Source organism: Gordonia oleivorans (genome assembly GCF_040044975.1).
Lineage (GTDB): Bacteria > Actinomycetota > Actinomycetes > Mycobacteriales > Mycobacteriaceae > Gordonia > Gordonia oleivorans.
Genome location: NZ_JBDZDI010000015.1, coordinates 67018 through 91481 on the forward strand (window position 1 = coordinate 67018; position 24464 = coordinate 91481).

Here is a 24464-nt window from a genome sequence, read left to right on the forward strand (position 1 = left end):
CTTCCCCCACATTCGGCAACCCCTGGGGACGCGGGTGTCCACCAATTGAGCGAACCCGGTGGACCGACCACCGGTGATGGCTGATCATCGTAAGGGTGAGCTCTCCACAGAACCCGGACGACGACGCGCCGACCTCGGGCCCGCTCGATGGCCCCACCACGCAGTACCGGGTGCCGACGCCGCCCGGCGCACCACCGAGTGCCGCTCCGAACTCGCCCCCGCCACCGAGCGCACCGCCGCCCGGACCGTCCGCGCAGACCACCCAGTACCTGCGTCCGCCGACACCGTCACCGACCGCGGCACCGACCAAGGTGCACCCTCGCACATCACCACCATCCGGACCGCCACCGCAGGCCGCCGGGCAGGTCGGCCATCCGCCACCGGGGCAGCGTTCGCGTCAGGCGCCGCCGCCCGTCCAGTCGATCCCTCCGGCGCCGCCGCGTCATCAGGCACCCGACGCCGGTGGACCGGGACAGGCGCCGACGGTGGGGCAGCAGGCCGGACCGGCTCCCGCAGGTCACCGACAGCCACCCCAGGGCGCCCCGTTCACTCCGCCCGGCCCGCCATCGGGAGCGAACCCGGGCGCTCCGGCGTCGTTCGGTCCGCCGCCGGGTCAGGCCAATCAGCCTGCCGCGCAACAGCAGTCGGCCTCACTTCCGGCGATGACGGGGTCCTCGGCGCTCGCCCAGCCCGGTACCGTACCGGTGGCCGACGGTCAACAGATGAAGCGGCGCAACACCATTGCGGTATGGCTCGGACTGCCGATCATCACCCTCGGTATCTACACGTTCGTCTGGTACTACAAGATCCACAAGGAGATGGCCGCCTTCGACCGCCGTAAGGAGATCCCGGTGGCCGGTCCGATGCTGGTCATCCTGTTCCTCGGTTGGACCGTCATCGCACCGATCATCAGCTTCAACAACACCGGCAAGCGAATTCGCGACGCGCAGCGAAGTGCAGGATTGGCCGAGACCTGTAGTCCGCTGTTGTGTTGGCTGCTCATGTTCGCCTTCGGACTGCACACCTGGTACATGCAGAGTGAACTCAACAAGGTGATCGACCGCTACGGCGCCGAATCCGGCACCACTGTGCCGCTGTTCGCCTAGAGAAAGTTGCCCGCCGCCCCGACAAGATCGAGGAGTGGTTGCGGGAAGAATCCCAGCACGATCGTGACGGCCGTGCACAACGCGATCGGTACCGTCGTCAACGGACTGGGCCGCACCACATGTGGCGCGTCGACGGGGACGTCGGCGAAGAACATGGCGACGATGATGCGGATGTAGAAGTAGGCGGCGATGGCGCTGCTGATCACGCCGATCACCACCAGGACCGCACCGCCACTACCCGCGACTGCGGCGAACACGTCGAACTTGGCGATGAAACCACTCGTCAGCGGGATGCCGGCGAATGCCAGTAGGAACATCGAGAACATCGCTCCGACAAGCGGATAGCGGCGTCCCAGGCCCGCCCACTGATCCAGTCCGGTGGCCTCCCGGCCGGACAGGTGCGGACCGGATGGCCCGGTGCGTGACTCGGCGAAGGTGGTGGGTTCACGCACCACCGCCACGGTGGCGAAGGCTCCGAACGTCGAGAATGCATAGGCCGCGAGGTAGAACAATGTCGCACTCAGGCCCGCCTCATCGTAGGCGATCAGGCCGAGCAGGATGAAACCGGTGTGCGTCACCGCCGAATATGCCAGCAGCCGTTTGACATCCGACTGCGTCACCGCCATCACCGCGCCGCCGAGCATGGTGAGGATGGCGATCACCCACAGCACCGGTTTCCAGTCGTCGGCAACGCCGTCGAAGCCGACATAGAACACGCGCAGGAGCGCACCGAATGCGGCGATCTTGGTGGCCGCGGCCATGAATGCGGTGACCGGCGTGGGCGCACCCTGATAGACGTCGGGCACCCACGAGTGAAATGGCATGGCCCCCACCTTGAACAGCAGTCCCACCGAGAGCAGTGCGAGCCCGATCAGTGGTAGGCCGACGGCGCCGTTGTTCGCCGCATCGGTGACAGCCACGCCGATGGCATCGAGGTGCAGGGAGCCGGTGCCGCCGTAGACGAAGGCCGCGCCGAACAGAAAGAACGCAGACGAGAACGCCCCCAGCAGAAAGTACTTCAGCGACGCCTCCTGCGAGAGCAGGCGTCGTCGGCGAGCCAGCGCGCACAGCAGATACAACGGTAGGGAGAACACCTCGAGGGCAATGAACATGGTCAGCAGGTCACCGCAGGCGACGAAGAGCATCATCCCGCCGACCGCGAGCAGGGTCAGCGGGAACACCTCGGTGGTGACCCCGCCCGCACGGGTGGCGTCGAACTCGTCGTCGGAGTTGGGTTCACTCGCCCCCGACGGGGTGAACATGTCGGCGTTGGCACCGTCGAGGGTCGCCTGCGCGGCCGCCCCCGGCCCATCACTGAATCGTGCTCGTATCGAGGAACTTCGACCCGCCGGCGCCGCTCGACGGGTCGACGGTCTGACGACCCGTTCGAGTCCGCGTTCGGCCATGAACGCCACCGCCAGGATCGACACCACCACCAGCAGTCCCTGCAGGAACAGTGCCGGGCGATCGATGATCACCGCACCCGACATCGCCGACCGGCCGATGCCGCCGTCACCGGTGACCCCGATCGCCACCGCGATCACCGCGATCAGGGCGGCGACCAAGGCCGTCAACGACAGAGCGAGCTGCAGCCGCCACCTCCCCGTCCGTGGTGCGAAGGCCTCCACGATGACCCCGATCACGCCGAAGCCGAACACGAGGAGCATCGGTGACAGCAGCGAGTATTCGACGTCGGGTGGGGTGATCGCCGCCAGCGTTGCGGTGGTCATCGGGCACCTCCCGGGGGGATCGCGGGTGCGGGGTTCTCGGTACCGGACGTCGACACGGTGTGCGCCACCGTCGGATTGATCAGGTTCAGCAGTGGCTGCGGGAAGAAGCCGAAGGCCAGGAGCAGGGCGAGCAGGGGTGCGACGACGAGCCGCTCCCGTCCGCCGAGGTCGGGCATCGTCCGGCGCGCCGCACCCGGACCTTCGATGGGTCTCGGTGGCCCACCCATCATCCGCTGATAGGTCCAGAGGATGTAGATCGCCGAGAGCACCAGTGCGCTGGTCGCAGCCACCGCGGCCACCGGATAACGGGTGAATGTGCCGATCAGGACCAGGAACTCACTGATGAACGGTGACAACCCGGGTAGTGACAGCGTGGCCAGGCCGGCGACGAGGAAGGTGCCGGCGAGCACCGGGGCGATCTTCGCGACGCCACCGTAATCGGCGATCAGCCGACTGCCGCGCCGCGACACCAGGAAACCGGCGATGAGAAACAGTGCCGCCGTCGATATTCCGTGATTGACCATGTACAGCGTTGCGCCGCTCTGTGATTGGGTGGTCAACGCGAACACGCCCAGGATGATGAAGCCGAAGTGGGAGATCGACGTGTAGGAGATCAGCCGCATCACGTCGGTCTGGGCGATCGCCAGGATCGCGCCGTAGACGATACCGATCACGGCGAGTGCCGCGATCAGCGGCGCGAAGGTCCGCGACGCCTCCGGGAACAGTTGCAGACAGAACCGCAGCATCGCGAAGGTGCCGACCTTGTCGACCACCGCCATCATGAGCACCGCCGACGCGGGTGTCGCGGCGACCGCGGAATCGGGCAGCCAGGAATGGAAGGGCCACAGGGGTGCCTTGATCGCGAACGCGATCATGAAGCCGCCGAACAGCAATGACATCACGCCCGTGCTCGCACCGAGGTCGCCCCGAGCGACCGCCTCGGTGATGGCGGGTAGGCTGAACGTACCGCCGCCGCCCACGCCGAGATCGGCCCGGGCGGTCACCACATACAGCCCGATCACCGCGGCGAGCATCAGCAGCCCACCGAAGAGGTTGTACAGCAGGAACTTCACCGCCGCCGCCGCCCGATGATCGCCGGTGCCGAATCCGCCGATCAGGAAGTACATCGGGATGAGCATGGCCTCGAACACGATGTAGAACAGCAGCACGTCGGTCGCGACGAAACTCATCAACACCATCGCCTGCACCGACAGCATCAACGCGACGTAGGTGTGCGGGCCCTTCTGTCGTCGTCCGCCCGAATCGTCCAGGGAGCCGGAATGATCGGCGTCGTGCCAGCCCGCGGCGATCAGCAGCGGCATGAGCACGGCGGTCAACAGGATCAGCACCAGCCCGATGCCGTCGAGCCCGAGTTCGTAGCGGGCACCGAACGACGGAATCCAGCTCACGTCGGAAACGAACTGGTAGCGTGCCCCATTCGGGTCGTAGCCGACCGCGAGGCCGATCGCGCAGGCCAGCACCACCAGGGTCGCACCCAGACCCAGCCACTTCGCGATGTCCGGCCGCCCGGCCGGCACGGTGAGGACGGCGACCGCGGCGACGGCGGGCACCAGCCACAGGATCGTCAACCAGCTCATGGTCACCACGCCCTCATCATCATCACCGCGGCGACGATGATCGTCGCACCGGCCAACATCGACAGGGCGTAGGAGCGGACAAAACCGCTCTGCCAGTGCCGGATTCGCGTCGACGACGCGGTGACCACGGTGCCGATGCCCACCCCGGCGCCGTCGATGCCGTCGGATTCGACGGCATCCAATGCGCGGGTGAGGGTTTGTCCCGGTCGCATCAGGACCCGCTCGTTGAAAGCGTCGCCGTAGAGGTCACGTCGCGCCGCGACGGTGAGTGCGGTGACATCGTCGGGTGCGGTGAGCGGAATGGGGGTGCGTGCGTACCCGCGCCACCCGAGTGCCACCCCGATTCCGACGACCGCGAGAATCCCGACCGTCAACACCCATGTCGGAACGGCCAATTCGCTGTGCTGTTCCCCGACCACCGGTTCCAGCCAGTCGACGAGCGCATGCCCGGCGACGAGCAGCGCCCCGGAGGCCGCGGACCCGATCGCGATCAGGATCATCGGTGCGGTCATCACCGGCGGCGATTCATGGGGATGCGCCTCCGGGGCCCAACGGCGCTCCCCGAAGAACGTCATCACCATCATGCGCGTCATGTAAAACGCGGTGATCCCGGCACCGAGGACGGCCACGCTGCCCAGGATCGCGCCGCGGGCGCCGCCCGCCCCGAAGGCCGCCTCGATGATGAGGTCCTTGGAGAAGAAACCGGCGAACGGCGGGATGCCGATCAGGGCCAGGTATCCGATCCCGAAGGTGACGAAGGTGATCGGCATGACGCTGCGCAACCCGCCGTAGCGACGCATGTCGGTCTCGTCGTTCATCGCGTGCATCACCGACCCGGCGCCGAGAAACAGGCCGGCCTTGAAGAATCCGTGCGTCAGCAGATGCATGATGGCGAACGCGTAACCGGCGGGTCCGAGTCCGGCGGCCAGCACCATGTACCCGATCTGACTCATCGTCGACGCGGCCAGGGCCTTCTTGATGTCGTCCTTGGCGCAACCGATGATCGCCCCGAACAGCAGGGTGACCGCACCGACCACCGCGACGGCCAGGCGTGCGTCGGGGGCCAGATCGAAGATCGGGTTGGACCGCGCGATGAGATACACGCCGGCGGTCACCATCGTCGCGGCATGGATCAGCGCCGACACCGGCGTCGGACCCTCCATCGCATCACCGAGCCACGACTGCAACGGCACCTGCGCCGATTTCCCGCACGCGGCCAGCAGAAGCAGCAGACCCATCGCGGTGAGCACGCCCTGACCGGCCTGCTCGGCGCCGGCGAACACCGTGGAGAACGACACCGATCCGAAGGTCGCGAACATCACCATCAGCGCCACCGCCAGACCGATGTCACCGACGCGGTTGACGACGAACGCCTTCTTCGCGGCGGTGGCCGCCGACGGCCGGTCCTGCCAGAAGCCGATCAGCAGGTAGGACGCGAGACCGACACCCTCCCACCCGAGATAGAGCCCCAGGTACGTGTCGGCGAGCACCAGGATCAGCATCGCGGCGAGAAACAGGTTGAGGTAGGCGAAGAATCGGCGTCGGTCCGGATCGTCGGCCATGTAGCCGATCGAGTAGATGTGGATCAGGCTGCCCACCCCGGTGATCAGCAGCAGGAAACACATGGACAACTGATCGAGGTAGAGTCCCATGCTCACCGACAGGCCACCGCTGCCGGAGTCGGCGGGCCCGACGTCGAGCCAGGTGTAGAGGACCTGATGCACCGGCCGGTCCGCGGCCGGACGGCCGACCATGCCGAGCATGAGAGCGGCACTGACGCAGAATGATCCGACCGCCAGGACGCACGCCAGCAGATGTCCCCAGCGATCGGTGCGGCGGCCGGCGAGCAGCAGGAACGCCGCACCCGCCGCCGGTAACGCCGGGACCAGCCAGAGCAGGTGCGCAGAGGCGTCGGTACTCACGTCATCTCCTCAGCAGTGCCGCATCGTCGACCGAGGCACTACGCCGCGACCGGAAGATCATCATGATGATGGCCAGTCCCACAACCACTTCCGCTGCGGCCACCACCATGGTGAAGAAGGCGATGACCTGACCGTCGAGATTGTTCTGGATGCGGGCGAAACTGACGAAGGCGAGGTTCGCGGCATTGAGCATCAACTCGACGCACATGAAGACGACGATCGCGTTGCGCCGCAACAACACCCCGGCCGCGCCGATCGCGAACAGCAGTGCCGCGAGGTACAGGTAGTTCTCCGGGTTCATCGTCGACCCCGATCCGTCTCGGCGGCCTCGCCGGCCGGGGAGTCGCCGGGTGACCGGGGCGTCAGGGTCGCACTCACCGACAACGCCGACGCGCTGCCGTCGGGAAGGCGGGCGGGGATGTCGACGGCGTTGTGCCGGGCATAGACCCCGGGACTGGGTAGCGGGGTCTGGTCGATGCCCTTCTTGAACCGGTCGATCGACATCTGCCGCTGGGATCGCTTGGGGCCGAAACGCTCCCGATGCGCCAGGACCATCGCGCCCAGGGTCGCGGTGATCAGCAGCGCCCCGGTGAGTTCGAACGCCCAGAGATAGCGGATGAAGATCAGCTCGCCGATCGCGGCCACCGCATTGTTGCCGGTGGGCAGCGGCGTCGGGGAGGTCGCCGCGACGGTGGCGGTGCCGATGCCGCCACACAGCAACGCGCCGAAACCGATTCCGAGGAGGACCGCCGCGATGCGTTGCCCGCGCAGCGTTTCCACCAGCGAGTCCGACGAGTCCACCCCGATCAGCATCAGCACGAAGAGGAACAGCATCATCACCGCGCCGGTGTAGACCACCACCTGCACAACACCGAGAAACAGTGCGCCCTGGGCGATGTAGAAGACGGCGAGCACGATCATCGTGGTCGCGAGGAACAGGGCCGAGTACACCGCCTTGGTGGCGAAGACGACGCCGAGCGCACCGGCCACCGCGACGACGGCCAGCACCCAGAACTGCACCGCCTCACCGGTGGAGGTGCGCGACGCGTCGGCGAGGACGGTGGCGAGCACCACACCGGACGGAGTCACCGGGTGGCCTCGGCGTCGGCGGGGATCACGTGCCCGGCGCGATCCACGCGTCCCTGGTAGTAGTCGGCCTCGGTGGGTGCCGTTCCGTCCGCCACTGCGGCGGTCGTATCGTGCGGCGCCGGTTCGGTTCCCGGCGCCAGCGGCGCGAGCAGCTGATGCTTCTCGTAGATGAGGTCGGCCCGGTTGTCGTCGGCGAGTTCGTACTCGTTGGTCATGGTGAGTGCGCGGGTGGGGCAGGCCTCGATGCACAGTCCGCAGCCGATGCAGCGCAGATAGTTGATCTGATAGACCCGGCCGTAGCGTTCGCCGGGCGAGAATCGTTGCGCGTCGGTGTTGTCGGCACCTTCGACGAAGATCGCATCGGCCGGACACGCCCACGCGCACAGTTCACATCCGACGCACTTCTCCAGGCCGTCGGGATGCCGATTGAGTTGGTGGCGACCGTGATAGCGCGGCGCGGTGGGCCGTCTCTCCTCGGGATACTGTTCGGTGACCGTCGGCGCGAACATCCCGGAGAACGTCACACCCATGCCGCTCAGCGGCTTCAGGAGGTCGGGGGGCTTCCGCGAGTCAGGCATCGGTGGTCTCCTTGGCGGTCGTCCCGGTGGCGGGGGTTTCAGTGGCGGTGGCTGTGCGGACTTGCCCGGGCAGCGGCGGGACGGGGAATCCGCCGGCCATGGCGTCGAACGGTGGCGGTTTCGAGGTGGCCGCGGCGCGTTCCGGTACCGCTGGTCCGGCCGCGGTGGTGCGGGGCCGGATCACCTGGCGCACCGCCCAGAACAACGCGACGGTCAGGACGAACCCGACGGCCGCCGAGGTCAGTGCGCGTGGGACCGTTGCGTTGACGGGGAACGACGCGCGGATCAGCGCCACCACCATCACCCAGGTCAGCGACACCGGGATCAGGACCTTCCAGCCCAGGTTCATGAACTGGTCGTAACGCAGGCGCGGCAGGCTGGTGCGCAGCCAGATGAACACGAACATGAACACCCAGACCTTGAGGGTGAACCAGAGGATCGGCCACCAGCCGGAATTGGCGCCGTCCCAGAGGCTCAGCGGCCACGGCGCCTGCCAGCCGCCGAGGAACAGGGTGGTGGCCAACGCCGACACGGTGACCATGTTGATGTACTCGGCGAGCATGAACATCGCGAACTTCAGCGACGAGTACTCGGTGTGGAAGCCGCCGACGAGTTCACCCTCGGCCTCGGGCAGATCGAAAGGGGCGCGGTTGGTTTCGCCGACCATCGACACCGCATAGATCACGAAGGACGGCAACAGGACCAGTCCGTACCAGTAGTTGTGCTGTCCGGCAACGATTCCCGACGTCGACATGGTGCCGGAGTCGAGGAACACCGCGGCAAACGTCAGGCCCATCGCGATCTCGTAGGAGATGACCTGCGCCGTCGACCGGAGCCCACCGAGCAGCGGGTAGGTGGAGCCGGAGGACCAGCCGGCCAACACGATCCCGTACACCCCGATCGACGCCATCGCCAGGATGAACAGCACCGCGACCGGGAGATCGGTGAGCTGCAGTGGCGTCTGATGCCCGGCGACCGACACCATCGGGCCGAAGGGGATCACCGCGAAGGCCAGGATCGCCGGGACGACGGCGATGATCGGCGCGAGGAAGTAGATGACCTTGTCGACGCCGAACGGGGTGATGCCCTCCTTCAGGGCCAGTTTGACGCCGTCGGCGGCGCTTTGCAGCAGGCCGCGTGGCCCCACCCGGTTCGGGCCGATGCGGGCCTGCATGCGGGCCATGATCTTGCGTTCGGCGAGGATCGCGACGAGCGGATTGGCCACCAGAAAGCCGAACACCGCGACGGCTTTGATGAGCACCAACCACCACGGGTCGTGCCCGAAGTCGGCGAGGGTCGGGTAGTCGGTGGCTGCGGTGATCATGCGTCACCTCCGGTGGCGATACCGATGTGAACGACCGCTCCCGCGCTCACCCCGAGTGTCGAGGGCACCTGCGAGCCCTCCGAGTTGGTCGGAACCCACACCACGTCGTCGACCATCTCGACGATGTGCAGCGGGAGGGTGATGACGCCGCGGTCGGTGCCGATCGTGACCCGGTCACCGTCGCGCGCGTCGATGGATGCCGCGGTGGTCGCCGACATCCGGGCCAGTGGCGGATGTGCGGTCCCGGCGAGATGAGGTTCGCCGTCCTGCAGTCGGCCACGGTCGAGGAGCTGATGCCAGGTGGCGAGTACGGCCTCGCCGGTGGTGGTGGCCGGGCGTGGCGGAGCCGACACCGGTGAGGGCTCCGGTCGTGGTCCGGTCCACGGTCCCAATCGCGCCAATTGTGCTCGGATGTCGGCGATCTCGCGGCATCCGAGGTCGACGCCGGCGGACTGGGCCAGGGCGTCGAGAACACGATGATCGGGGAGGCGGCCGGTGTCGGCGAGTGCGGCGGGGAAGGCACGTGCCCGTCCCTCCCAGTCGAGGAACATCCCGGCCTTCTCCGGGGCCGCCGCGACGGGCAGTACGACGTCGGCGCGTTCGGTGATCGTCGAATGCGCGATCTCCATGCTCACCACGAATCTCGCCGCTTCGATGGCACTTTCGGCCGCGCGAGGGTCGGGGAGATCGGCGGGGTCGACCCCGCCGATCAGGAGGGCATCGATGTCGCCGGAGGTGGCGGCCGCGAGGATCTCGCCGACGTCCCGCCCTTCGGTCTCGGGGACCGGGTGCTCCCACAGATCGCCGACCTGCTGGCGAGCAATGGAATCGGTCACCGGGCGGCCACCCGGCAGCAGGGTGGGCAGTGCACCGACCTCGACGGCGCCGCGGTCACCGGCACGCCGCGGAATCCACGCCAGGCGGACGCCCGTGCGTTCGGCCAACCGCACGACCGCCGACAGGGCCCCCGGCGACTGCGCCGTGCGCTCACCGACCAGGATCACCGACGACGGATCACTCAGCAACGCAGCGGAATCGGGGGAGTCGAGCACCGCGGTCTCGCCACCCGGCACGGTGGGGATCAGCGTCCCGCCGAGCTTGGCGACACCGGGGGAACGCCACGCCGCCACGGCATACACCCGTTGCCGCGATTCACGGACCGCGCGTCGCAACCGCAGGAAGACGATGGGGGACTCCTCCTCCGGTTCGAATCCGACGAGCAGCACCGCGGGCGCGGCGTCGAGGTCGCGATAGGTGACGTCGTCGGCTCGCGAGGCAATGCGGGTGGTGAGGAAGGCGGTCTCCTCGGCGCTGTGCGGGCGGGAGCGGAAGTCGATGTCGTTGGTGTCCAGCACGGTTCGTGCGAACCGTGAATAGGCGTACGCGTCCTCGGCCGTCAGACGTCCGCCGGTCAGGACGCCGGCCCGGCCGCGGGCGGCGCGCAGACCGTCGGCGGCGATGCGCAGCGCATGCGCCCACGGCACCTCGCGGAGGTCGCCGTGCCGGTCGCGGGCCAGCGGTGCCGTCAACCGGTCCCGGGTAGCGGTGTAGGCGAATGCCCAGCGGCCCTTGTCGCAGTTCCACTCCTCGTTGACCTCGGGATCGTCGGCGGCCAGGCGCCGCAACACCTTTCCGCGGCGATGATCGACGCGCTGCGCGCATCCGCTCGCACAGTGTTCGCACGCGCTCGGCGTCGACACGAGATCGAAGGGGCGGGCCCGGAACCGGTAGGCGGTGCCGGTCAGCGCGCCGACCGGGCAGATCTGCACGGTGTTGCCGGAGAAGTACGAATCGAACGCGACGCCGGAACCGGCATCCTCACCGTCTGCGTTGACGACGCTGACCTGTTGCAGCGCACCACGATCGGCCAGTGCGATCAGCGGGTCCCCGGCGATCTGATCGGCGAAGCGGGTGCAGCGCGCGCACAGGACGCAGCGTTCCCGGTCCAGCAGGATGGCCGACGACAGCGGGAGCGGTTTGACGTAGGTGCGTTTGGTCCCGGTGAAACGGGACTGCGCCCGACCGGCGGTCATCGCCTGGTTCTGCAGCGGGCATTCGCCGCCCTTGTCGCAGATCGGGCAGTCGAGGGGATGATTGATGAGCAGCAGTTCCATCACACCGCGTTGGGCGCGGGCGGCGTCGTCGGAACCGAACTGGGTGCGGATCTCCATACCGTCGGTGACGGTGGTGGTACACGACGCGAGGGGTTTGCGTTGGCCTTCGACCTCGACGAGGCATTGGCGGCATGCGCCGACCGGGGCGAGCAGCGGATGGTCACAGAACCGGGGGATCTGGATGCCGGCCTGCTCGGCGGCACGGATCACCAGGGTTCCCGGCGCCACCTGGATCTCGGTGCCGTCGATGGTGGCGCTCACCAGATCCGCGTGTTCGGTGGCGGTCGGTCGATCGGAGAGTGCGGTCATCGGTTCACTCCCGGGATGTGAGGCGTGCGGTGGTCGGTGAACACCGTTGCGGCACAGCGGTCGAAGGGACATCCGCCCTCGGTGCCAGTGCGGGCATGCGCGAGGTATTCGTCGCGGAAGTACTTCAGGGAGGAGACGATCGGACTGCCGGCACCGTCACCGAGGGCGCAGAACGACTTTCCGACGATGCTGTTGGTGACGTCGGCGAGGACGTCGAGGGCATCGGTGACCCCGTCGAGGTCCAGATCACCGGACTCGATGGCGTGCAGTTGTTGCACCAGCCAGTAGGTGCCTTCCCGGCAGGGGGTGCACTTACCGCACGACTCGTGGGCGTAGAACTCGGTCCACCGCAGCACGGCCCGGACCACGCAGGTGGTCTCGTCGAAGATCTGTAATGCCTTGGTACCCAGCATCGATCCGGCGGCGCCGACCCCCTCGTAGTCGAGGGGGACATCCAGGTGCTCGTCGGTGAGCATCGGCGTCGACGATCCGCCCGGCGTCCAGAACTTGAGCCGATGACCGTCGCGCACCCCGCCGGCCTGGTCGAGCAACTGCCGCAACGTGATTCCCAGCGGCGCCTCGTACTGGCCGGGACGGTTCACATGCCCGGACAGTGAGTAGAGGGTGAATCCCGGTGATTTCTCGGTACCCATCTCTCGGAACCAATCCACCCCGTTGCGCAGGACCGCGGGGACGCTGGCGATGGACTCGACGTTGTTGACGACAGTCGGGCTCGCGTAGAGGCCGGCAACGGCCGGGAACGGAGGCCGCAGGCGGGGTTGTCCGCGCCGGCCCTCGAGGGAGTCGAGCAGCGCCGTCTCCTCACCACAGATGTACGCGCCGGCACCGGCATGCACGATGAGGTCGACGTCCAGACCGGAACCGAGGACATTGCCCCCGAGATACCCTGCGGCGTAGGCCTCGTCGACTGCGGCACGCAGGCGGCGCAACACTCCGACTACCTCACCACGCAGATAGATGAAGGCGTGCCGGGCGCGGATCGCGTACGCCGCGATGATCGCACCCTCGATCAACGCGTGAGGTGTGGCGAGCATCAGCGGTATGTCCTTGCAGGTGCCGGGCTCGGACTCGTCGGCGTTGACCACCAGATAGTGTGGTGGCGCATCGGAATCGGGCGTGCGGTCGGTGGAGGTCTGCGGAATGAACGACCACTTCATGCCCACCGGGAATCCGGCACCGCCGCGACCCCGCAGGCCGGACGCCTTGACCAGTGCGATGACGTCGTCGGGCGCCATCTCCAACGCCGCCCGCAGGCCGCGATAACCGTTGTGCCGCTCATAGTTTCGCAGTGTCCACGATTCCGTCTCGGACCAGTGCCGCGACAGCACCGGCGGGATGGACGGTTCGTCCTCGCGTGGTTGATCGCCGGAATCGGCAGTGGATGAGCGAGTCTCGTCGCCTTCGAATGAGGCCGCATCACCGACCCCGGCCAATGTCCGTGCCGTCCCGCGGAATCCGTCGACCGCACGGTCTCCCCGACTCGGCATCACCTCGACGCCGGCGCGCAGGTCCTCGACCAGCTCGATCGCCGACTCCGGGGTCTGCCGGTCGAAGAACTCCCAGTTGGCCATGACCACCGGCGCGAGGTCGCACGCCGCGTTGCATTCGATGTGCTCGACGGTGATCCGCGAATCCGCGGTGGTCTCACCGGGTTCGATGCCGAGGTGTTCGCACAGACGCGCCAGGATCTCGTCGCCGCCGAGGACGCCGCACAGGGTGTTGGTGCACACCCCGATCAGGTACTCGCCGGTCGGCGTGCGGCGGAACATCGAGTAGAACGTCGCCACCGCCGCGACCTCGGCCTCGGTGAGGTCGAGGACGTCGGCGCAGAATCCGATGCCCGCGAGCGAGATCCGGCCGTCCTCGGATTGCACGAGGTGCAGCAGCGGGAGCAACGCCGAGCGCGCTCGCGGATACCGGGCGACGATCTCGGTGGCCTGCGTGCGCAGGCGGTCGGTGACCTCGGACGAATATTCCGCCGGCGCACCGAATTCGATGGCCGGAGCGGGGGTCGACGGGCAGTGCGCGGCCGGTTCCCGGGCGGGTTCACCCGGGCCCACACCGAGTTCGACGAAGACGGGTTCACTCATCGGTCCACCCCTCCCATCACGGGATCGATACTCGCCACGGCGGTGATCACGTCGGCCACCATGCCTCCCTCACACATCGCGGCCACCGCCTGCAGATTGGTGAACGACGGATCGCGGAAATGCGCTCGGTACGGCCGGGTTCCGCCGTCGGAGACCATGTGCACCCCGAGCTCCCCGCGCGGCGACTCGACCGCGACGTAGCACTGGCCGGGCGGCACCCGCATCCCCTCGGTGACGAGTTTGAAGTGATGGATCAACGACTCCATCGAGGTGCCCATGATCTCGGCGATGTGGTCTGCGGAGTTGCCCAGACCGTCGGGCCCGAGGGCGAGATCGGCGGGCCAGGCGATGTCCGCCTCGGACACCATCACCGGACCGGGCCGTAACCGGTCCAGGCACTGCCGCACGATCCGCACCGACTCGCTCATCTCCCGGACCCGGATCACGTAGCGGCCGTACGAATCACAGGTGTCGGTGGTGATGACGTCGAAGTCGTAGTCCTCATATCCGCAGTAGGGTTGCGACTTACGGACGTCATGGGGCAGACCGGTCGACCGCAGCACCGGACCGGTGATGCCGAGCGCCATACATCCGGTGAGGTCGAGGTATCCGACGTCGCAGGTGCGAGCCTTCCAGATGTAGTTGTCGGTCAACAGGTCCGAGAGCGACTCGAGTTGCGGGGGCATGGCGTCGACGGTCTCGGTGATCTGCTCGACCGCCCCGTCGGGGAGGTCGGCGGCCAGACCGCCCGGTCGGATGTAGGCGTGATTCATCCGCAGGCCGGTGATCAGTTCGAACAGGTCCAGGATCTGTTCGCGGATACCGAATCCGGAGAACATCGCGGTGACCGCACCGAGTTCCATGCCGCCGGTGGCCAGGGCCACCAGGTGCGAGGAGATGCGGTTGAGTTCCATCAGCATCACCCGGATCACCGACGCCCGCTCGGGAATGTCGTCGGTGATGCCGAGGAGCTTCTCCACGGCCAGGCAGTAGGCGGTCTCGTTGAAGAACGGTGACAGGTAATCCATCCGGGTCACGAAGGTGACGCCCTGAATCCAGTTGCGGTACTCCAGATTCTTCTCGATACCGGTGTGCAGGTAGCCGATTCCGCAGCGCGCCTCGGTGACGGTCTCGCCCTCGATCTCCAGGATCAAACGCAGCACACCGTGTGTCGACGGATGCTGGGGTCCCATGTTGACGACGATGCGTTCCTGGGAGGGTTGGGCCGCGGCACGCGCGGCGACCTCGGAGACGATCTCCTCCCAGTCCTGACCGGACACGGTGTAGGAGCGTTCGGGATGGGTGGTGCGTCCCGGGCGGGGATCCAGATCGGTCATGAGTACGACCTCCGTCGGTCGGGCGGTGCGACCTGTGTGCCCTTGTACTCCACCGGAACTCCGCCCAGGGGGTAGTCCTTGCGCTGCGGATGTCCGTCCCAGTCGTCGGGCATCGCGATGCGGGTCAGCGCGCGGTGGCCGTCGAAGACGATGCCGAAGAAGTCGTAGGTTTCGCGTTCGTGCCAGTCGTTGGTGGGGTAGATGTCGGTGAGGGACGGGATGTGCGGGTCGGCGTCGGGTACCGCGACCTCCAGACGCAGCCGGCGGTTGTGGGTGATGGAGGCGAGCGGATACACCGCGTGCAGTTCCCGGCCATGGTCTTGCGGATAGTGAACCCCGTTGACGCCCAAGCACAATTCGAAGCGCAGGGATTCGTGATTGCGCAGCGTCAGCGCGACCGCGGGGAGGTGCCGTGCCACCACGTAGAGGGTCATCTCGCCGGCATGGATCTCGACCTTCTCGATGGCCGCGTCGTAACCCGGTCCGGTGGAGTTCTCGAGTGCGGCCGCCAGCTCGTCGACGACCTCGTCGAAGTATCCGCCGTACGGACGCTGCGCCGCCGGCAGCGTGACCGTCTGCACCAATCCGCCGTAGCCGGACGTGTCGCCGCTGCCGTGCACCCCGAACAGGCCGTGACGCACACCGATGACCTCGTCGGCCGGGCCCGCGACCGAGGACGGACAGGACGCCGGCGGCGGCGACGACGGGGGCTTCTCGCTCATCGCAGCAGTCCCTTCAAGTCGATTGTCGGCGTTGACTGCAGCGCTGCCTGCTCGGCCGCCCAGATGGCCTCCTCACGGTTGACGCCCAGAGGCATCTCGCCGATCTTGGCGTGCAGCGCGAGAATGGCGTTGAGCAGCATCTCCGGTCGTGGCGGGCAACCCGGGAGGTAGATGTCGACGGGTACCACGTGGTCGACGCCCTGCACGATCGCGTAGTTGTTGAACATGCCGCCCGACGATGCGCAAACACCCATCGCCAGAACCCATTTGGGTTCGGTCATCTGGTCGTAGATCTGGCGTAGCACCGGGGCCATCTTCTGGCTGACCCGACCGGCGACGATCATCAGATCGGCCTGGCGCGGCGAGGCGCGGAAGGCCTCCATGCCGAAGCGGGCGAGGTCGTATCGGCCCGAGGTGGTGGCCATCATCTCGATGGCGCAGCACGCCAGACCGAAGGTGGCGGGCCACAGCGACCCCTTGCGCATGAATCCGGCGAGATCCTCGACCGTGCTCAGTAGAAAACCACTGGGCAGTCTCTCCTCGAGGCCCATCGTTTCACCTCCTCGTCGCATCGGACGGGTCGGCACGGGGTGTGCCAGGCTCGCTACCGATACCTCCCGTGGATCTGGCACCGCAGTGCCATCCCTGTGTGCTTCACGCCGATGTGGAACGCACGCGTCTGTGCGATGTCCCTGTCCGTCAGGTGGATTCGGGTCATCAATCCCAGCCCAGCCCGCCGCGGCGCCACTCGTAGGCGTAGGCCACCGACACGTTCACGACGAACAGCGCCATCGCCGCCAACCCGAACCAGCCGAGCGCGTCGAAGGCGACGGCCCACGGATACAGGAAGACGATCTCAATGTCGAAGATGATGAAGAGCATGGCGGTGAGGTAGTACTTCACCGGAATACGTTGCACAACAGACTGTCTCACCCCGGTGAGGACCGATTGCCCGCCGCCGATCGGCTCGATGCCGCATTCGTAGGCATCAAGTTTGGCGCGGTTGGCCCGGCGTGGGCCGACCACCGAGGCGATCACCACCGAGAACACCGCGAAACCCACAGCGATGGCCCCGAGAACCAGAATCGGGACGTACGCGTTCATGGGCAGGTGGACCCTCCGTGTGCTCAGCGCTGGGGCTGATGTGAGCTACACCACAACCTTACCGGCGGTGGCGCCGATGTCGAGAAGGTTTGACGGAGTTTTGCGAGCCGACCCGACCGTGCGTGGGCAATGCCCAGGTCAGGGGCGAATCAGCGGTTGTCGGAGGCGCGCAACAGTTGCGTGAGGGTGGCCGGCAGTTCGATCGGATCCACCGGCAACGACGCGGTGGCGTCGGCGCGTGACCAGTCGGCGAGCCAGCGGTCGGCGGTGCGCCCGATCAGCAGCAGCGTCGGTGGGCGCGGATCGTATTCGTCGCTCATCTGCTTGGCGATGCCCATCCCGCCCTCCGGCGTCGCCTCGCCGTCGAGGATGGCGACGTCGACATTGCCGGCATCGAGTTGCGCCAACACCATCGGCCCGGTGGCGACCTCGAGGAAACTCAACTCGGGCAGGTCCGGATCGGGGCGGGTGCCGAGCGCGTTGATCACCTGACGGCGGGTGTCGGCATCGTCGGAATAGACCAGTACACGCAGCACCGACGGTGGCTGGGCTGTCGCGTCGGTGCCGGTCACGTCGTCGATGCTACGTCACCGACCGGGCGAATCGCCGAGGTGCCAGGGTGTTTCGGGCGAGGGCGCTCGGCGAGAGCATGTCGTGATGGCCGGGGATCAGTGTTCGGTGGAGAAACCCGAACGCCGCCGGTGTAGATCGATCGCCAGGGTGACCAGGCGGTCGATCAGGTCGGGATAGGCCAGGCCGGTGGCGTCCCACAGCTTCGGATACATCGAGCCCGGAGTGAAACCCGGAATCGTGTTGACCTCGTTGAGGAGCCAGCCCCGACCGGATTCCTCGTAGAAGAAATCCACCCGGGCCATCCCGGCGCAGCGCATCGCGCTGAACACCCGGGCGGCCAACTCGCGTACCTCCGCGGCCGCCTCCTCCGGCAGTGGCGCGGGGATCACCAGCTGGGCCGCACCGGTGACGTATTTGTCCTCGTAGTCATAGAATTCGCTGCCCGGCAGGATCTCGCCCGGCACCGACGTCTCGGGCGTCGCGTTGCCCAGCACCGCGACCTCCACCTCACGTCCGGTCACCGCCTCCTCGATGATCACCACATCGTCGTAGCGCAGCGCCAGATTGATCGCCGTGTCCAGTTCGGCGGCGTCGTGGGCCTTGGTGATGCCCACAGACGACCCGAGGTTGGCCGGTTTGACGAACACCGGCAGTCCGAGTTCCTCGATGGCGCGGAAGGTGATGGTCCGTGAATCGTCCACCCCGTCCCGGAATTCGATCCACCGGCACTGCGGGATGCCGGCCTGCGCGGCGACGACCTTGGCCATCGCCTTGTCCATGCATACCGCCGAACCCAGCACACCCGCCCCGACATACGGCATACCGAACAATTCGAGCATGCCCTGGATGGTGCCGTCCTCGCCGTGCGGGCCGTGCAGCAGCGGCAGCACGACGGTGACGGCGGCGTCGGAATGGCTCCGCAGCTCGGTGAGCGGCTCGACGGTCGTGCCCTCGATCTGCAGTTCACCCGGCAGCGGCGTGCCATCGCTCAGCGACGCGATCACCTTGTCGTTGCGGACCCACGTGCCGTCCTTGGCGATTCCGATCGGCACGACCTCGTACTTCACCGGATCGGCCGCACCGATCACATGGGCCGCGGTGACCCGGGAGACGTCATGCTCCGCGGACGCACCACCGTAGAGCACCACCAGACGCAGCAGGGGAGAGGACATGGGTGTCACGATACGGGGCCCGATGTCCTAGCGTTGAGGGGTGCACATGCAGGTGAGTGAGATCGCCGACGCTGTCGGCGGCCAGATGGTCGGGCCCGCGATCACCGTCGACGGCGCAGCAATCGATTCCCGGGCGCTGTCGCCGGGGCAACTGTTCGTCCCGATCGTCGCCGAGCGCAATGGCCACGACTACATCGAGTCGGCCGTCGCGGCCGGTGCCACCGCCTACCTGACCTCCGAACCGCCCCGCGCAGGCGTCGACGCCACCGCCGTCACCTGCGATGACACCGCCGCAGCGCTGGCCTCGGTGGGTCGACTGGTCCGCCGCACCCTGCCCGAACGGGTCGTCGGCGTCACCGGTTCGGTGGGTAAGACCTCCACCAAGGACCTGCTCGCCGGATTGCTGGCGACCACCTTCGTCACCGCGGCCAGCGAGAAGTCGTTCAACAACGAACTCGGTCTGCCGCTGACCCTGGCCAACGCGCCCGACGACACCGAGGCGGTGGTCGCGGAGATGGGCGCGCGCGGTATCGGTCACATCGCCTACCTGTGCTCGATCGCGCAGCCGACCGTCGGCATCGTCACCCGGGTGGAGGGCGTGCACTTGGAGTTGTTCGGCAACATCGAGGCGGTCGCGCGCGCCAAGGGCGAACTCGTCGAATCCCTGCCCGCCGACGGACTCGCCGTCCTCAACGCCGACCACAAGAGCGTCATCGCCATGGCGGCGCGGACCTCGGCGAAGGTCCTCAGTTACGGCATGACCCCGTCGGCCGACGTGTCGGCCACCGACATCCGCGTCGACGCCCAGTTGCGCGCCTCGTTCCGGTTGCACACGCCGTGGGGATCGACCGACGTGCACCTCGGTGCGCGGGGTGAGCATCAGGTGTCCAACGCCCTTGCGGCGGCGGCCGCGGCCGGCGGGCTCGGCGTGCCGGTGGAGGCGATGGCCGACGGTCTCGCCGGTGCGGCGCTGTCGGGGTTGCGGATGGAGTTGATCACCACCGACTCGGGTCTCGTCGTGCTCAACGATTCCTACAACGCCAATCCGACGTCGATGTCGGCGGCGCTGCGGTCGCTCGCCGCGCTCGATGCGCGTCGACGGTTCGCCGTGCTCGGCACGATGGCCGAACTCGGTGACGACTCGGCCGGCGAACACGAGGCCATCGCGCTGGAGGCGCAGTCGCTCGGTGTCGAGGTGATCGCCGTCGACGAACCGCTGTACGGAACCACCGCGCAGCACGTCTCCGGGATCGACGCGGCCGTCGCCGCCCTCGACGGCGTCGGCGACGGTGACGCCGTGCTCGTCAAGGGCAGCCGGGTCGCCGCGCTCGAGCGGGTGGCCGACGCGCTGAGTTAGCGGCGGCGAGCACCCAGCGCCGGTCGAGCCGACCGAAGCGCCAGCCGCCGCGTTGAGCTCCGTCGAAACGGAGGTCGCGTCCGCCGGGCTGAGCTTGTCGAGATCGAGATCGAGATCGAGGTCGAGGTCCCGTCCCGGTGGTCGAGCCGGGCGGAGCGCTAGCGAAGCCCGTGTCGAGGCCTCGTAAGACGAGGCTGGAACTCCTCACGGCACAACAGTTTCTGTGGTCGTGAGGCCAGGCCAGTACCGGTGGGCGAGGCTGGCTCAGGAGGTATCGAGCCGGTGGTGGAGCCGGGCGGCCAGGACACGTTCGATCCGGCTGTTGCGGGGGTTCATGCCGATGGCGGCCAGTTCATCAAGCTCACGCTCGAGGTTGACGCGGCTGATACGGAATCCGCCACTACGGATGCGACGTTCGCGAGCCTGATCCTCGGCGGTCGTGTCGCGGACGCGGATTCGGGTGCGTGAGGCACGCTCCAGCCCGGCAGTGGTGGCTGGGTCGTCGGGGTCGTCGGTGATCGGGACACCGTCTCCGTCGAAGATGACCAGGTCGATCTCCCCGGTGCCGGTGACACCAGGTTCGTCGGGGTGCTCGTCGCCTATGGCGTCGGGCCCGTTGGGCTGATCGGGTGGCCTGGGTTCGACGGGATCGGATTGGGCTGCGCCTGAATCGTATTCGTCGACGGCAGTTTCAGGTTCTGGCCGATCGTCGATGCCGGACTCGCAATTGTCGCCGTGGTCGGCGCTGTCGATGCTGTCGATGCTGTCGCCGATGGTCGACGAGTCGGCGGTCGGAGCGTGATCGTCACTCGAAACCCCACGATCGGAAGCGCTTTCGGCCTCGACGGTCGTTGCCGCGTCCGCATGATCGGACTCGCTGTCAGCATCCGAACTTGCCGGATCGTCGATGTCGGCCGCAGTGGCGTCAGAATCGACCGACTCGGTCTCACCCTCCGCGTCAGCTTCATCGTCAGCGACGTCGACATCGACCACTTCGGCGTCGACCACTTCGGCGTCGACCACGTCGGCGTCGACCATGTCGGTGTCTGCGGGTTCGGTTGCGCCGGCACCACAATCGGCGACGTCGCCGCCGCTGTGGATCTGGTCGCGGATCTGGTCGAGTTTCTGCTCGTAGAGTGCGGTGATGTCGGGGTGGTCGTTGACGATCTTCGGGTTGTCGGGCATGCCGGGTGCGGCGTTGAGTTGCCACCAGCACCGTCCGGCGAGGGGTCCGTCTTCGTAGATGCCGGTGGTGTATTGGCCGGGGTTGGGGCCGACCATCCGGTTGTGCGGCCCGCACGCCGGCGCCAGATCGGTGATGTCGGTTTTCCCGCCGTTGGCCCAGTCCTCTTTGGCGTGATGCATTTCCGAGTGGGAGGCGGGTTGTCCGCAGCCGGGGAACGAACACACCTCACCGCCGGTGCGGGAGAACGACGCGATCCGCTGCTCGGTGGATGCCAGGCGGCGGGACCGCCCGAGATACAGGGGGAGGTCGATGGCGTCGGAGAACACCGCCAGGAACTGCTGCAGATCGTTGGGGTCTTTGATGTCACCCAGCGCACTCAGCAAATCCGGGATGGGAATGGTGGATCCAGACGCGGTGGTGGCATACCCGGCGCCGGCGAGCAGATCTTGCAGGAAGGTTTTGATGATCAACGCGACCGGCAAACCCCGATGCGTTTTGCCGAGGACTCCTTCTTTCATCGCCGACACCAACAACACGTGCATGGCATCGTGGTTGCGTTGGGCTTGGGAACGATCGTCACGTTTGACCGCCGCCGCGAGGATGTCGGGGTCGGCGTCACCGATCGCGCCGGTCGGCGATTCCGGATCGTGCAAGTTGTTCATCCCGGGCTTGGCCCAGGCGTCCAGCATGGTGTCCCACAGGGCTCGGGTGATCGGGGGGAGGTGCCCGTTGAGTTTCGCCATCCCATCGACACGGGACTGGTTGATCCACAGGTTGCGACGCTGTTGGCGTTCCTTCTCCTCCACCAACTGCCCGTCGGGGTCGAGGTGCGCCAGAATCCGGGCACCCATCTTGGTGATATCGGCCGGAATATGCTCGGTGGCTTTCTCCCCGAGGGTGGCTTCGGCCGCGACCTTCTTGTCATGGGGTACGGCGTTGGGGATGTTGTCCAGGGCTTCCAACGCCGCCGACAGGTGAGTGTGACCGATCAAGCCCTGCTCATACGCGGCCGACAGGGTCGGGTATTTCGGTTCCTCTGGTTGTCCGGTCAGTCCGTGGAATCGGGCGGTGGCCTTCATATGGGCGATGCGCATGGTGGGTTGCGCGATCCGCAGATCGTAGTTCAGGAAGTTCGACAGGCTGACTTTGCCGACTTTGCGGTGCACACCACGATCCGAGATTTCCAGGATCGCGCGGTCGCCCTGGAAGTGGGTACGGGTGGCGATCTGTTCTGACAGTTTCGCCGCCTCCACCACCTCGAGGTCGGAGCAGGCGGTCATCGGAGTCCTGGCCAACTCGTCCAAGATCTCGGAGAGTCGATGCATCAGCTGCAGTGGTCGTGACATGGGAGTGTCGGTGGTGTCTGTCATGCTGATGTCACCTCCCCCGAGAGAGCCGTTATAGCGTATGTGTTCTATTATAGACGGCTCCTACATAACTCGCAAGTATTTTCTATCCACAGGGTGTGGATACGTGAATGTGGTTGGGGTGCTGGCTATTTCCAGCCTTGTGTCACCGAGTCTCGACACGGTTCGTCGCTTGCGCTCCTCACCGGCTCGACCGGCGGGATGCGGTCTCGACCTCGCCCTCGACAAGCTCGGCCCGGCGGACACGACCTCCGTTTCGACGGAGCTCAACGCGGCGGCTGGCGCTCCGGTCGGCTCGACGGGCGGATGAGGGGCTCGACCGACGGGATGAGGGTGCTTGACCAACGAGATAACGAGATGGGGGTCCCGATCGGGCGAAGGGCGGTGGGGCCGTAGGGACAACCTCCGCCCCCGCCGGTCAGCCCTGCCGCTCGGCGTTGGCCCGGATCACGTCGCGTAGATAGGCGGCCAATCCCGGCTCGGCGGCGTCGTAGTGCTCGGTGAAGCGCGGATCGGCGACGTACATGTCGGCCAGACACACCTGCATCTCGTATCCGCAGTCGTAGAAGTTCTCGATGGAAGCGCGATGCTCCTCGGCAAGGATGTTGGCCTCGGCCGACCCGGGGGCGATCCCGCCGCGCATCGCCTCGGCCAGCCGGGCCTCGAAGGCGTCGGTCTCGGCCTTGATGCGCTGCCAGTCGGCCTTGGTGAACTTCGCCGTGCGCTTGCGGCTCTGCTCCCACTGCGGGGTGTCGCCCCAACGATCCTGCGCTTCGTCGGCGTACTCCTCGCCGCGCCAGTCGTCGCCGAAGATCTCCGCCTGCTCCGCCGCCGACAGCGAGATTCCGCTCTTCTTCGCTTTCATCATGTCCTCCACAGCCGCGACCATCCGGTGTAGTGCAGCGATGCGGTCGTTCAGCAGATCACGCTGGGCACGCAGATGCGTCAGCGCGTCGGCGGTCGGATCGTCGAGCAGGGTCGCTATCTGCTCGAGCGGAAACCCCAGTTCACGGTAGGTGAGGACGCGGTGCAGACGTTCGACGTCGGTGTCGGTGTAGATGCGGTACCCCGCGCCTGTGCGGCCCGACGGAACCACCAGGGCGATCTCGTCGTAGTGATGCAGGGTGCGCACACTCACGCCGACGAGTCGGGCCGTCGCGCCGACGGTCAGCTCACCGTGACGTACCGGGGTGTGTCCTTCGCTCACATCATCACCTTCGGGCCTCACGTCGCGTGAGGGTCAAGCGTGGCGGGTGGTCCTCACGGCATGAAGCCGATCACCTTGTCGCCGTTCTGGCACGCCGCGAGAACACCGCGGACCTCCGACGGTCCGCACGTCCACGCCGAGATCCGCTGCTGGCGACCCGTCGCGATCTTCGGGCTGTACTCGTCGGCGATCTCCTTGGCGGTGTCGCAGTCGACGTCGCCGGCGAGGACCACCACGTCCAGCGACCCGTCGGGGCCGGCCACCGACCCGCACTGGGTGCCGCCGACGGCCGCCGAGGTCGCGGCCGAGCTTGACCTGCTCTGCGACCGGGGGCTCGGACCGGCGACCACCGGCACGCTGGTGCTCGGCGTCGTCACCTCGGGTTCGGACGCGACGGTGCTCGTCGTCGTCGACTGCTCGTCGCTGCCACACGCGGCGAGCGAGAGGGCGGCGATCCCGGCCATCCCGGTGACGACAATTCGGGCGGTGATGAATCGGGGGGACCGGCGACGAGTGGGATGCGACATGGTTTTCACCGTAGCGAACCGGCGCAGTGGT

At 67.2% G+C, this 24464-nt stretch carries 20 protein-coding genes; 2 read left to right on the plus strand and 18 right to left on the minus strand.

Going from position 1 to position 24464, the window contains the following annotated elements; genetic code table 11:
• Nucleotides 1-95: 95 nt before the first annotated feature.
• Nucleotides 96-1106 carry a DUF4234 domain-containing protein gene (locus ABLE92_RS18740; RefSeq protein ID WP_348806275.1) on the plus strand — a complete coding sequence of 337 codons (1011 nt, stop codon included), beginning with the start codon at nt 96-98 and terminating at the stop codon, nt 1104-1106.
• On the opposite strand, the gene nuoN is transcribed toward ABLE92_RS18740, so the two are convergent.
• The 15 genes from nuoN to ABLE92_RS18815 form a co-directional block, all read right to left on the minus strand.
• On the minus strand, nt 1103-2836 hold the full coding sequence (nuoN, locus tag ABLE92_RS18745; protein ID WP_348806276.1) for an NADH-quinone oxidoreductase subunit NuoN: 1734 nt from the start codon (nt 2834-2836) through the stop codon (nt 1103-1105). The genes ABLE92_RS18740 and nuoN overlap by 4 nt on opposite strands.
• Entirely contained in the window at nt 2833-4434 is a 1602-nt protein-coding gene (locus ABLE92_RS18750; RefSeq protein WP_348806277.1) for an NADH-quinone oxidoreductase subunit M, read from the minus strand. The genes nuoN and ABLE92_RS18750 overlap by 4 nt, the downstream gene beginning before the upstream one ends.
• A 2-nt stretch (nt 4435-4436) precedes the next feature.
• The gene (nuoL, locus tag ABLE92_RS18755; protein ID WP_348806278.1) at nt 4437-6356 is read right to left on the minus strand and encodes an NADH-quinone oxidoreductase subunit L; all 1920 of its coding nucleotides are present in this window, start codon (nt 6354-6356) and stop codon (nt 4437-4439) included.
• A 1-nt stretch (nt 6357) separates the two neighbouring features.
• Nucleotides 6358-6657: an NADH-quinone oxidoreductase subunit NuoK gene (gene nuoK, locus ABLE92_RS18760; protein WP_348806279.1), complete on the minus strand. Its 300-nt coding sequence runs from the start codon at nt 6655-6657 to the stop codon at nt 6358-6360.
• Nucleotides 6654-7445 (minus strand): NADH-quinone oxidoreductase subunit J, encoded by a 792-nt coding sequence (locus ABLE92_RS18765; RefSeq protein ID WP_348806280.1) that lies wholly within the window; start codon nt 7443-7445, stop codon nt 6654-6656. Before ABLE92_RS18765 ends, nuoK begins: the two co-directional genes overlap by 4 nt.
• The gene (gene nuoI, locus ABLE92_RS18770) at nt 7442-8023 is read right to left on the minus strand and encodes an NADH-quinone oxidoreductase subunit NuoI (RefSeq protein ID WP_348806281.1); all 582 of its coding nucleotides are present in this window, start codon (nt 8021-8023) and stop codon (nt 7442-7444) included. The genes ABLE92_RS18765 and nuoI overlap by 4 nt, the downstream gene beginning before the upstream one ends.
• Nucleotides 8016-9347: an NADH-quinone oxidoreductase subunit NuoH gene (nuoH, locus tag ABLE92_RS18775; RefSeq protein WP_348806283.1), complete on the minus strand. Its 1332-nt coding sequence runs from the start codon at nt 9345-9347 to the stop codon at nt 8016-8018. Before nuoH ends, nuoI begins: the two co-directional genes overlap by 8 nt.
• On the minus strand, nt 9344-11770 hold the full coding sequence (locus ABLE92_RS18780) for an NADH-quinone oxidoreductase subunit G (RefSeq protein WP_348806284.1): 2427 nt from the start codon (nt 11768-11770) through the stop codon (nt 9344-9346). The genes nuoH and ABLE92_RS18780 overlap by 4 nt, the downstream gene beginning before the upstream one ends.
• Nucleotides 11767-13881, minus strand: coding sequence for an NADH-quinone oxidoreductase subunit NuoF (gene nuoF / locus ABLE92_RS18785; protein WP_348806285.1), 2115 nt, complete (start codon nt 13879-13881; stop codon nt 11767-11769). Before nuoF ends, ABLE92_RS18780 begins: the two co-directional genes overlap by 4 nt.
• The gene (gene nuoD, locus ABLE92_RS18790) at nt 13878-15218 is read right to left on the minus strand and encodes an NADH dehydrogenase (quinone) subunit D (protein ID WP_348806286.1); all 1341 of its coding nucleotides are present in this window, start codon (nt 15216-15218) and stop codon (nt 13878-13880) included. Before nuoD ends, nuoF begins: the two co-directional genes overlap by 4 nt.
• The gene (locus ABLE92_RS18795; RefSeq protein WP_348806287.1) at nt 15215-15940 is read right to left on the minus strand and encodes an NADH-quinone oxidoreductase subunit C; all 726 of its coding nucleotides are present in this window, start codon (nt 15938-15940) and stop codon (nt 15215-15217) included. The genes nuoD and ABLE92_RS18795 overlap by 4 nt, the downstream gene beginning before the upstream one ends.
• Nucleotides 15937-16491: a NuoB/complex I 20 kDa subunit family protein gene (locus ABLE92_RS18800; RefSeq protein ID WP_348806288.1), complete on the minus strand. Its 555-nt coding sequence runs from the start codon at nt 16489-16491 to the stop codon at nt 15937-15939. The genes ABLE92_RS18795 and ABLE92_RS18800 overlap by 4 nt, the downstream gene beginning before the upstream one ends.
• Nucleotides 16492-16657: 166 nt before the next feature.
• On the minus strand, nt 16658-17044 hold the full coding sequence (locus ABLE92_RS18805) for an NADH-quinone oxidoreductase subunit A (protein ID WP_348806289.1): 387 nt from the start codon (nt 17042-17044) through the stop codon (nt 16658-16660).
• Between the two features lie 149 nt (nt 17045-17193).
• Nucleotides 17194-17616 (minus strand): DNA-binding transcriptional response regulator, encoded by a 423-nt coding sequence (locus tag ABLE92_RS18810; RefSeq protein WP_348806291.1) that lies wholly within the window; start codon nt 17614-17616, stop codon nt 17194-17196.
• Between the two features lie 96 nt (nt 17617-17712).
• Nucleotides 17713-18789 carry a D-alanine--D-alanine ligase family protein gene (locus ABLE92_RS18815; protein WP_348806292.1) on the minus strand — a complete coding sequence of 359 codons (1077 nt, stop codon included), beginning with the start codon at nt 18787-18789 and terminating at the stop codon, nt 17713-17715.
• Nucleotides 18790-18829: 40 nt separating this feature from the next.
• Between ABLE92_RS18815 and ABLE92_RS18820 the strand changes: the two genes are divergently transcribed.
• Complete coding sequence (locus ABLE92_RS18820) at nt 18830-20146, plus strand: UDP-N-acetylmuramoyl-tripeptide--D-alanyl-D-alanine ligase (protein ID WP_348806293.1); 1317 nt, start codon at nt 18830-18832, stop codon at nt 20144-20146.
• Nucleotides 20147-20410: 264 nt separating this feature from the next.
• Here ABLE92_RS18820 and ABLE92_RS18825 read toward each other — a convergent pair whose 3' ends face one another.
• The 3 genes from ABLE92_RS18825 to ABLE92_RS18835 form a co-directional block, all read right to left on the minus strand.
• Nucleotides 20411-22702: an HNH endonuclease signature motif containing protein gene (locus ABLE92_RS18825; RefSeq protein ID WP_348806295.1), complete on the minus strand. Its 2292-nt coding sequence runs from the start codon at nt 22700-22702 to the stop codon at nt 20411-20413.
• Between the two features lie 415 nt (nt 22703-23117).
• On the minus strand, nt 23118-23906 hold the full coding sequence (locus ABLE92_RS18830) for a MerR family transcriptional regulator (protein WP_348806296.1): 789 nt from the start codon (nt 23904-23906) through the stop codon (nt 23118-23120).
• 53 nt (nt 23907-23959) lie between these two features.
• Nucleotides 23960-24433 carry a hypothetical protein gene (locus ABLE92_RS18835; protein WP_348806298.1) on the minus strand — a complete coding sequence of 158 codons (474 nt, stop codon included), beginning with the start codon at nt 24431-24433 and terminating at the stop codon, nt 23960-23962.
• Between the last annotated feature and the right edge of the window lie 31 nt (nt 24434-24464).

Excerpts from the sequence above, each read along its gene's own strand:
- nuoN (WP_348806276.1), bottom strand. The coding sequence starts at position 2,836 with ATGACCACCGCAACGCTGGCGGCGATCACCCCACCCGACGTCGAATAC.
- ABLE92_RS18750 (WP_348806277.1), bottom strand. The coding sequence starts at position 4,434 with ATGAGCTGGTTGACGATCCTGTGGCTGGTGCCCGCCGTCGCCGCGGTC.
- nuoK (WP_348806279.1), bottom strand. The coding sequence starts at position 6,657 with ATGAACCCGGAGAACTACCTGTACCTCGCGGCACTGCTGTTCGCGATC.
- nuoI (WP_348806281.1), bottom strand. The coding sequence starts at position 8,023 with ATGCCTGACTCGCGGAAGCCCCCCGACCTCCTGAAGCCGCTGAGCGGC.
- nuoH (WP_348806283.1), bottom strand. The coding sequence starts at position 9,347 with ATGATCACCGCAGCCACCGACTACCCGACCCTCGCCGACTTCGGGCAC.
- ABLE92_RS18780 (WP_348806284.1), bottom strand. The coding sequence starts at position 11,770 with ATGACCGCACTCTCCGATCGACCGACCGCCACCGAACACGCGGATCTG.
- nuoF (WP_348806285.1), bottom strand. The coding sequence starts at position 13,881 with ATGAGTGAACCCGTCTTCGTCGAACTCGGTGTGGGCCCGGGTGAACCC.
- nuoD (WP_348806286.1), bottom strand. The coding sequence starts at position 15,218 with ATGACCGATCTGGATCCCCGCCCGGGACGCACCACCCATCCCGAACGC.
- ABLE92_RS18795 (WP_348806287.1), bottom strand. The coding sequence starts at position 15,940 with ATGAGCGAGAAGCCCCCGTCGTCGCCGCCGCCGGCGTCCTGTCCGTCC.
- ABLE92_RS18800 (WP_348806288.1), bottom strand. The coding sequence starts at position 16,491 with ATGGGCCTCGAGGAGAGACTGCCCAGTGGTTTTCTACTGAGCACGGTC.
- ABLE92_RS18805 (WP_348806289.1), bottom strand. The coding sequence starts at position 17,044 with ATGAACGCGTACGTCCCGATTCTGGTTCTCGGGGCCATCGCTGTGGGT.
- ABLE92_RS18815 (WP_348806292.1), bottom strand. The coding sequence starts at position 18,789 with ATGTCCTCTCCCCTGCTGCGTCTGGTGGTGCTCTACGGTGGTGCGTCC.
- ABLE92_RS18825 (WP_348806295.1), bottom strand. The coding sequence starts at position 22,702 with ATGACAGACACCACCGACACTCCCATGTCACGACCACTGCAGCTGATG.
- ABLE92_RS18835 (WP_348806298.1), bottom strand. The coding sequence starts at position 24,433 with ATGTCGCATCCCACTCGTCGCCGGTCCCCCCGATTCATCACCGCCCGA.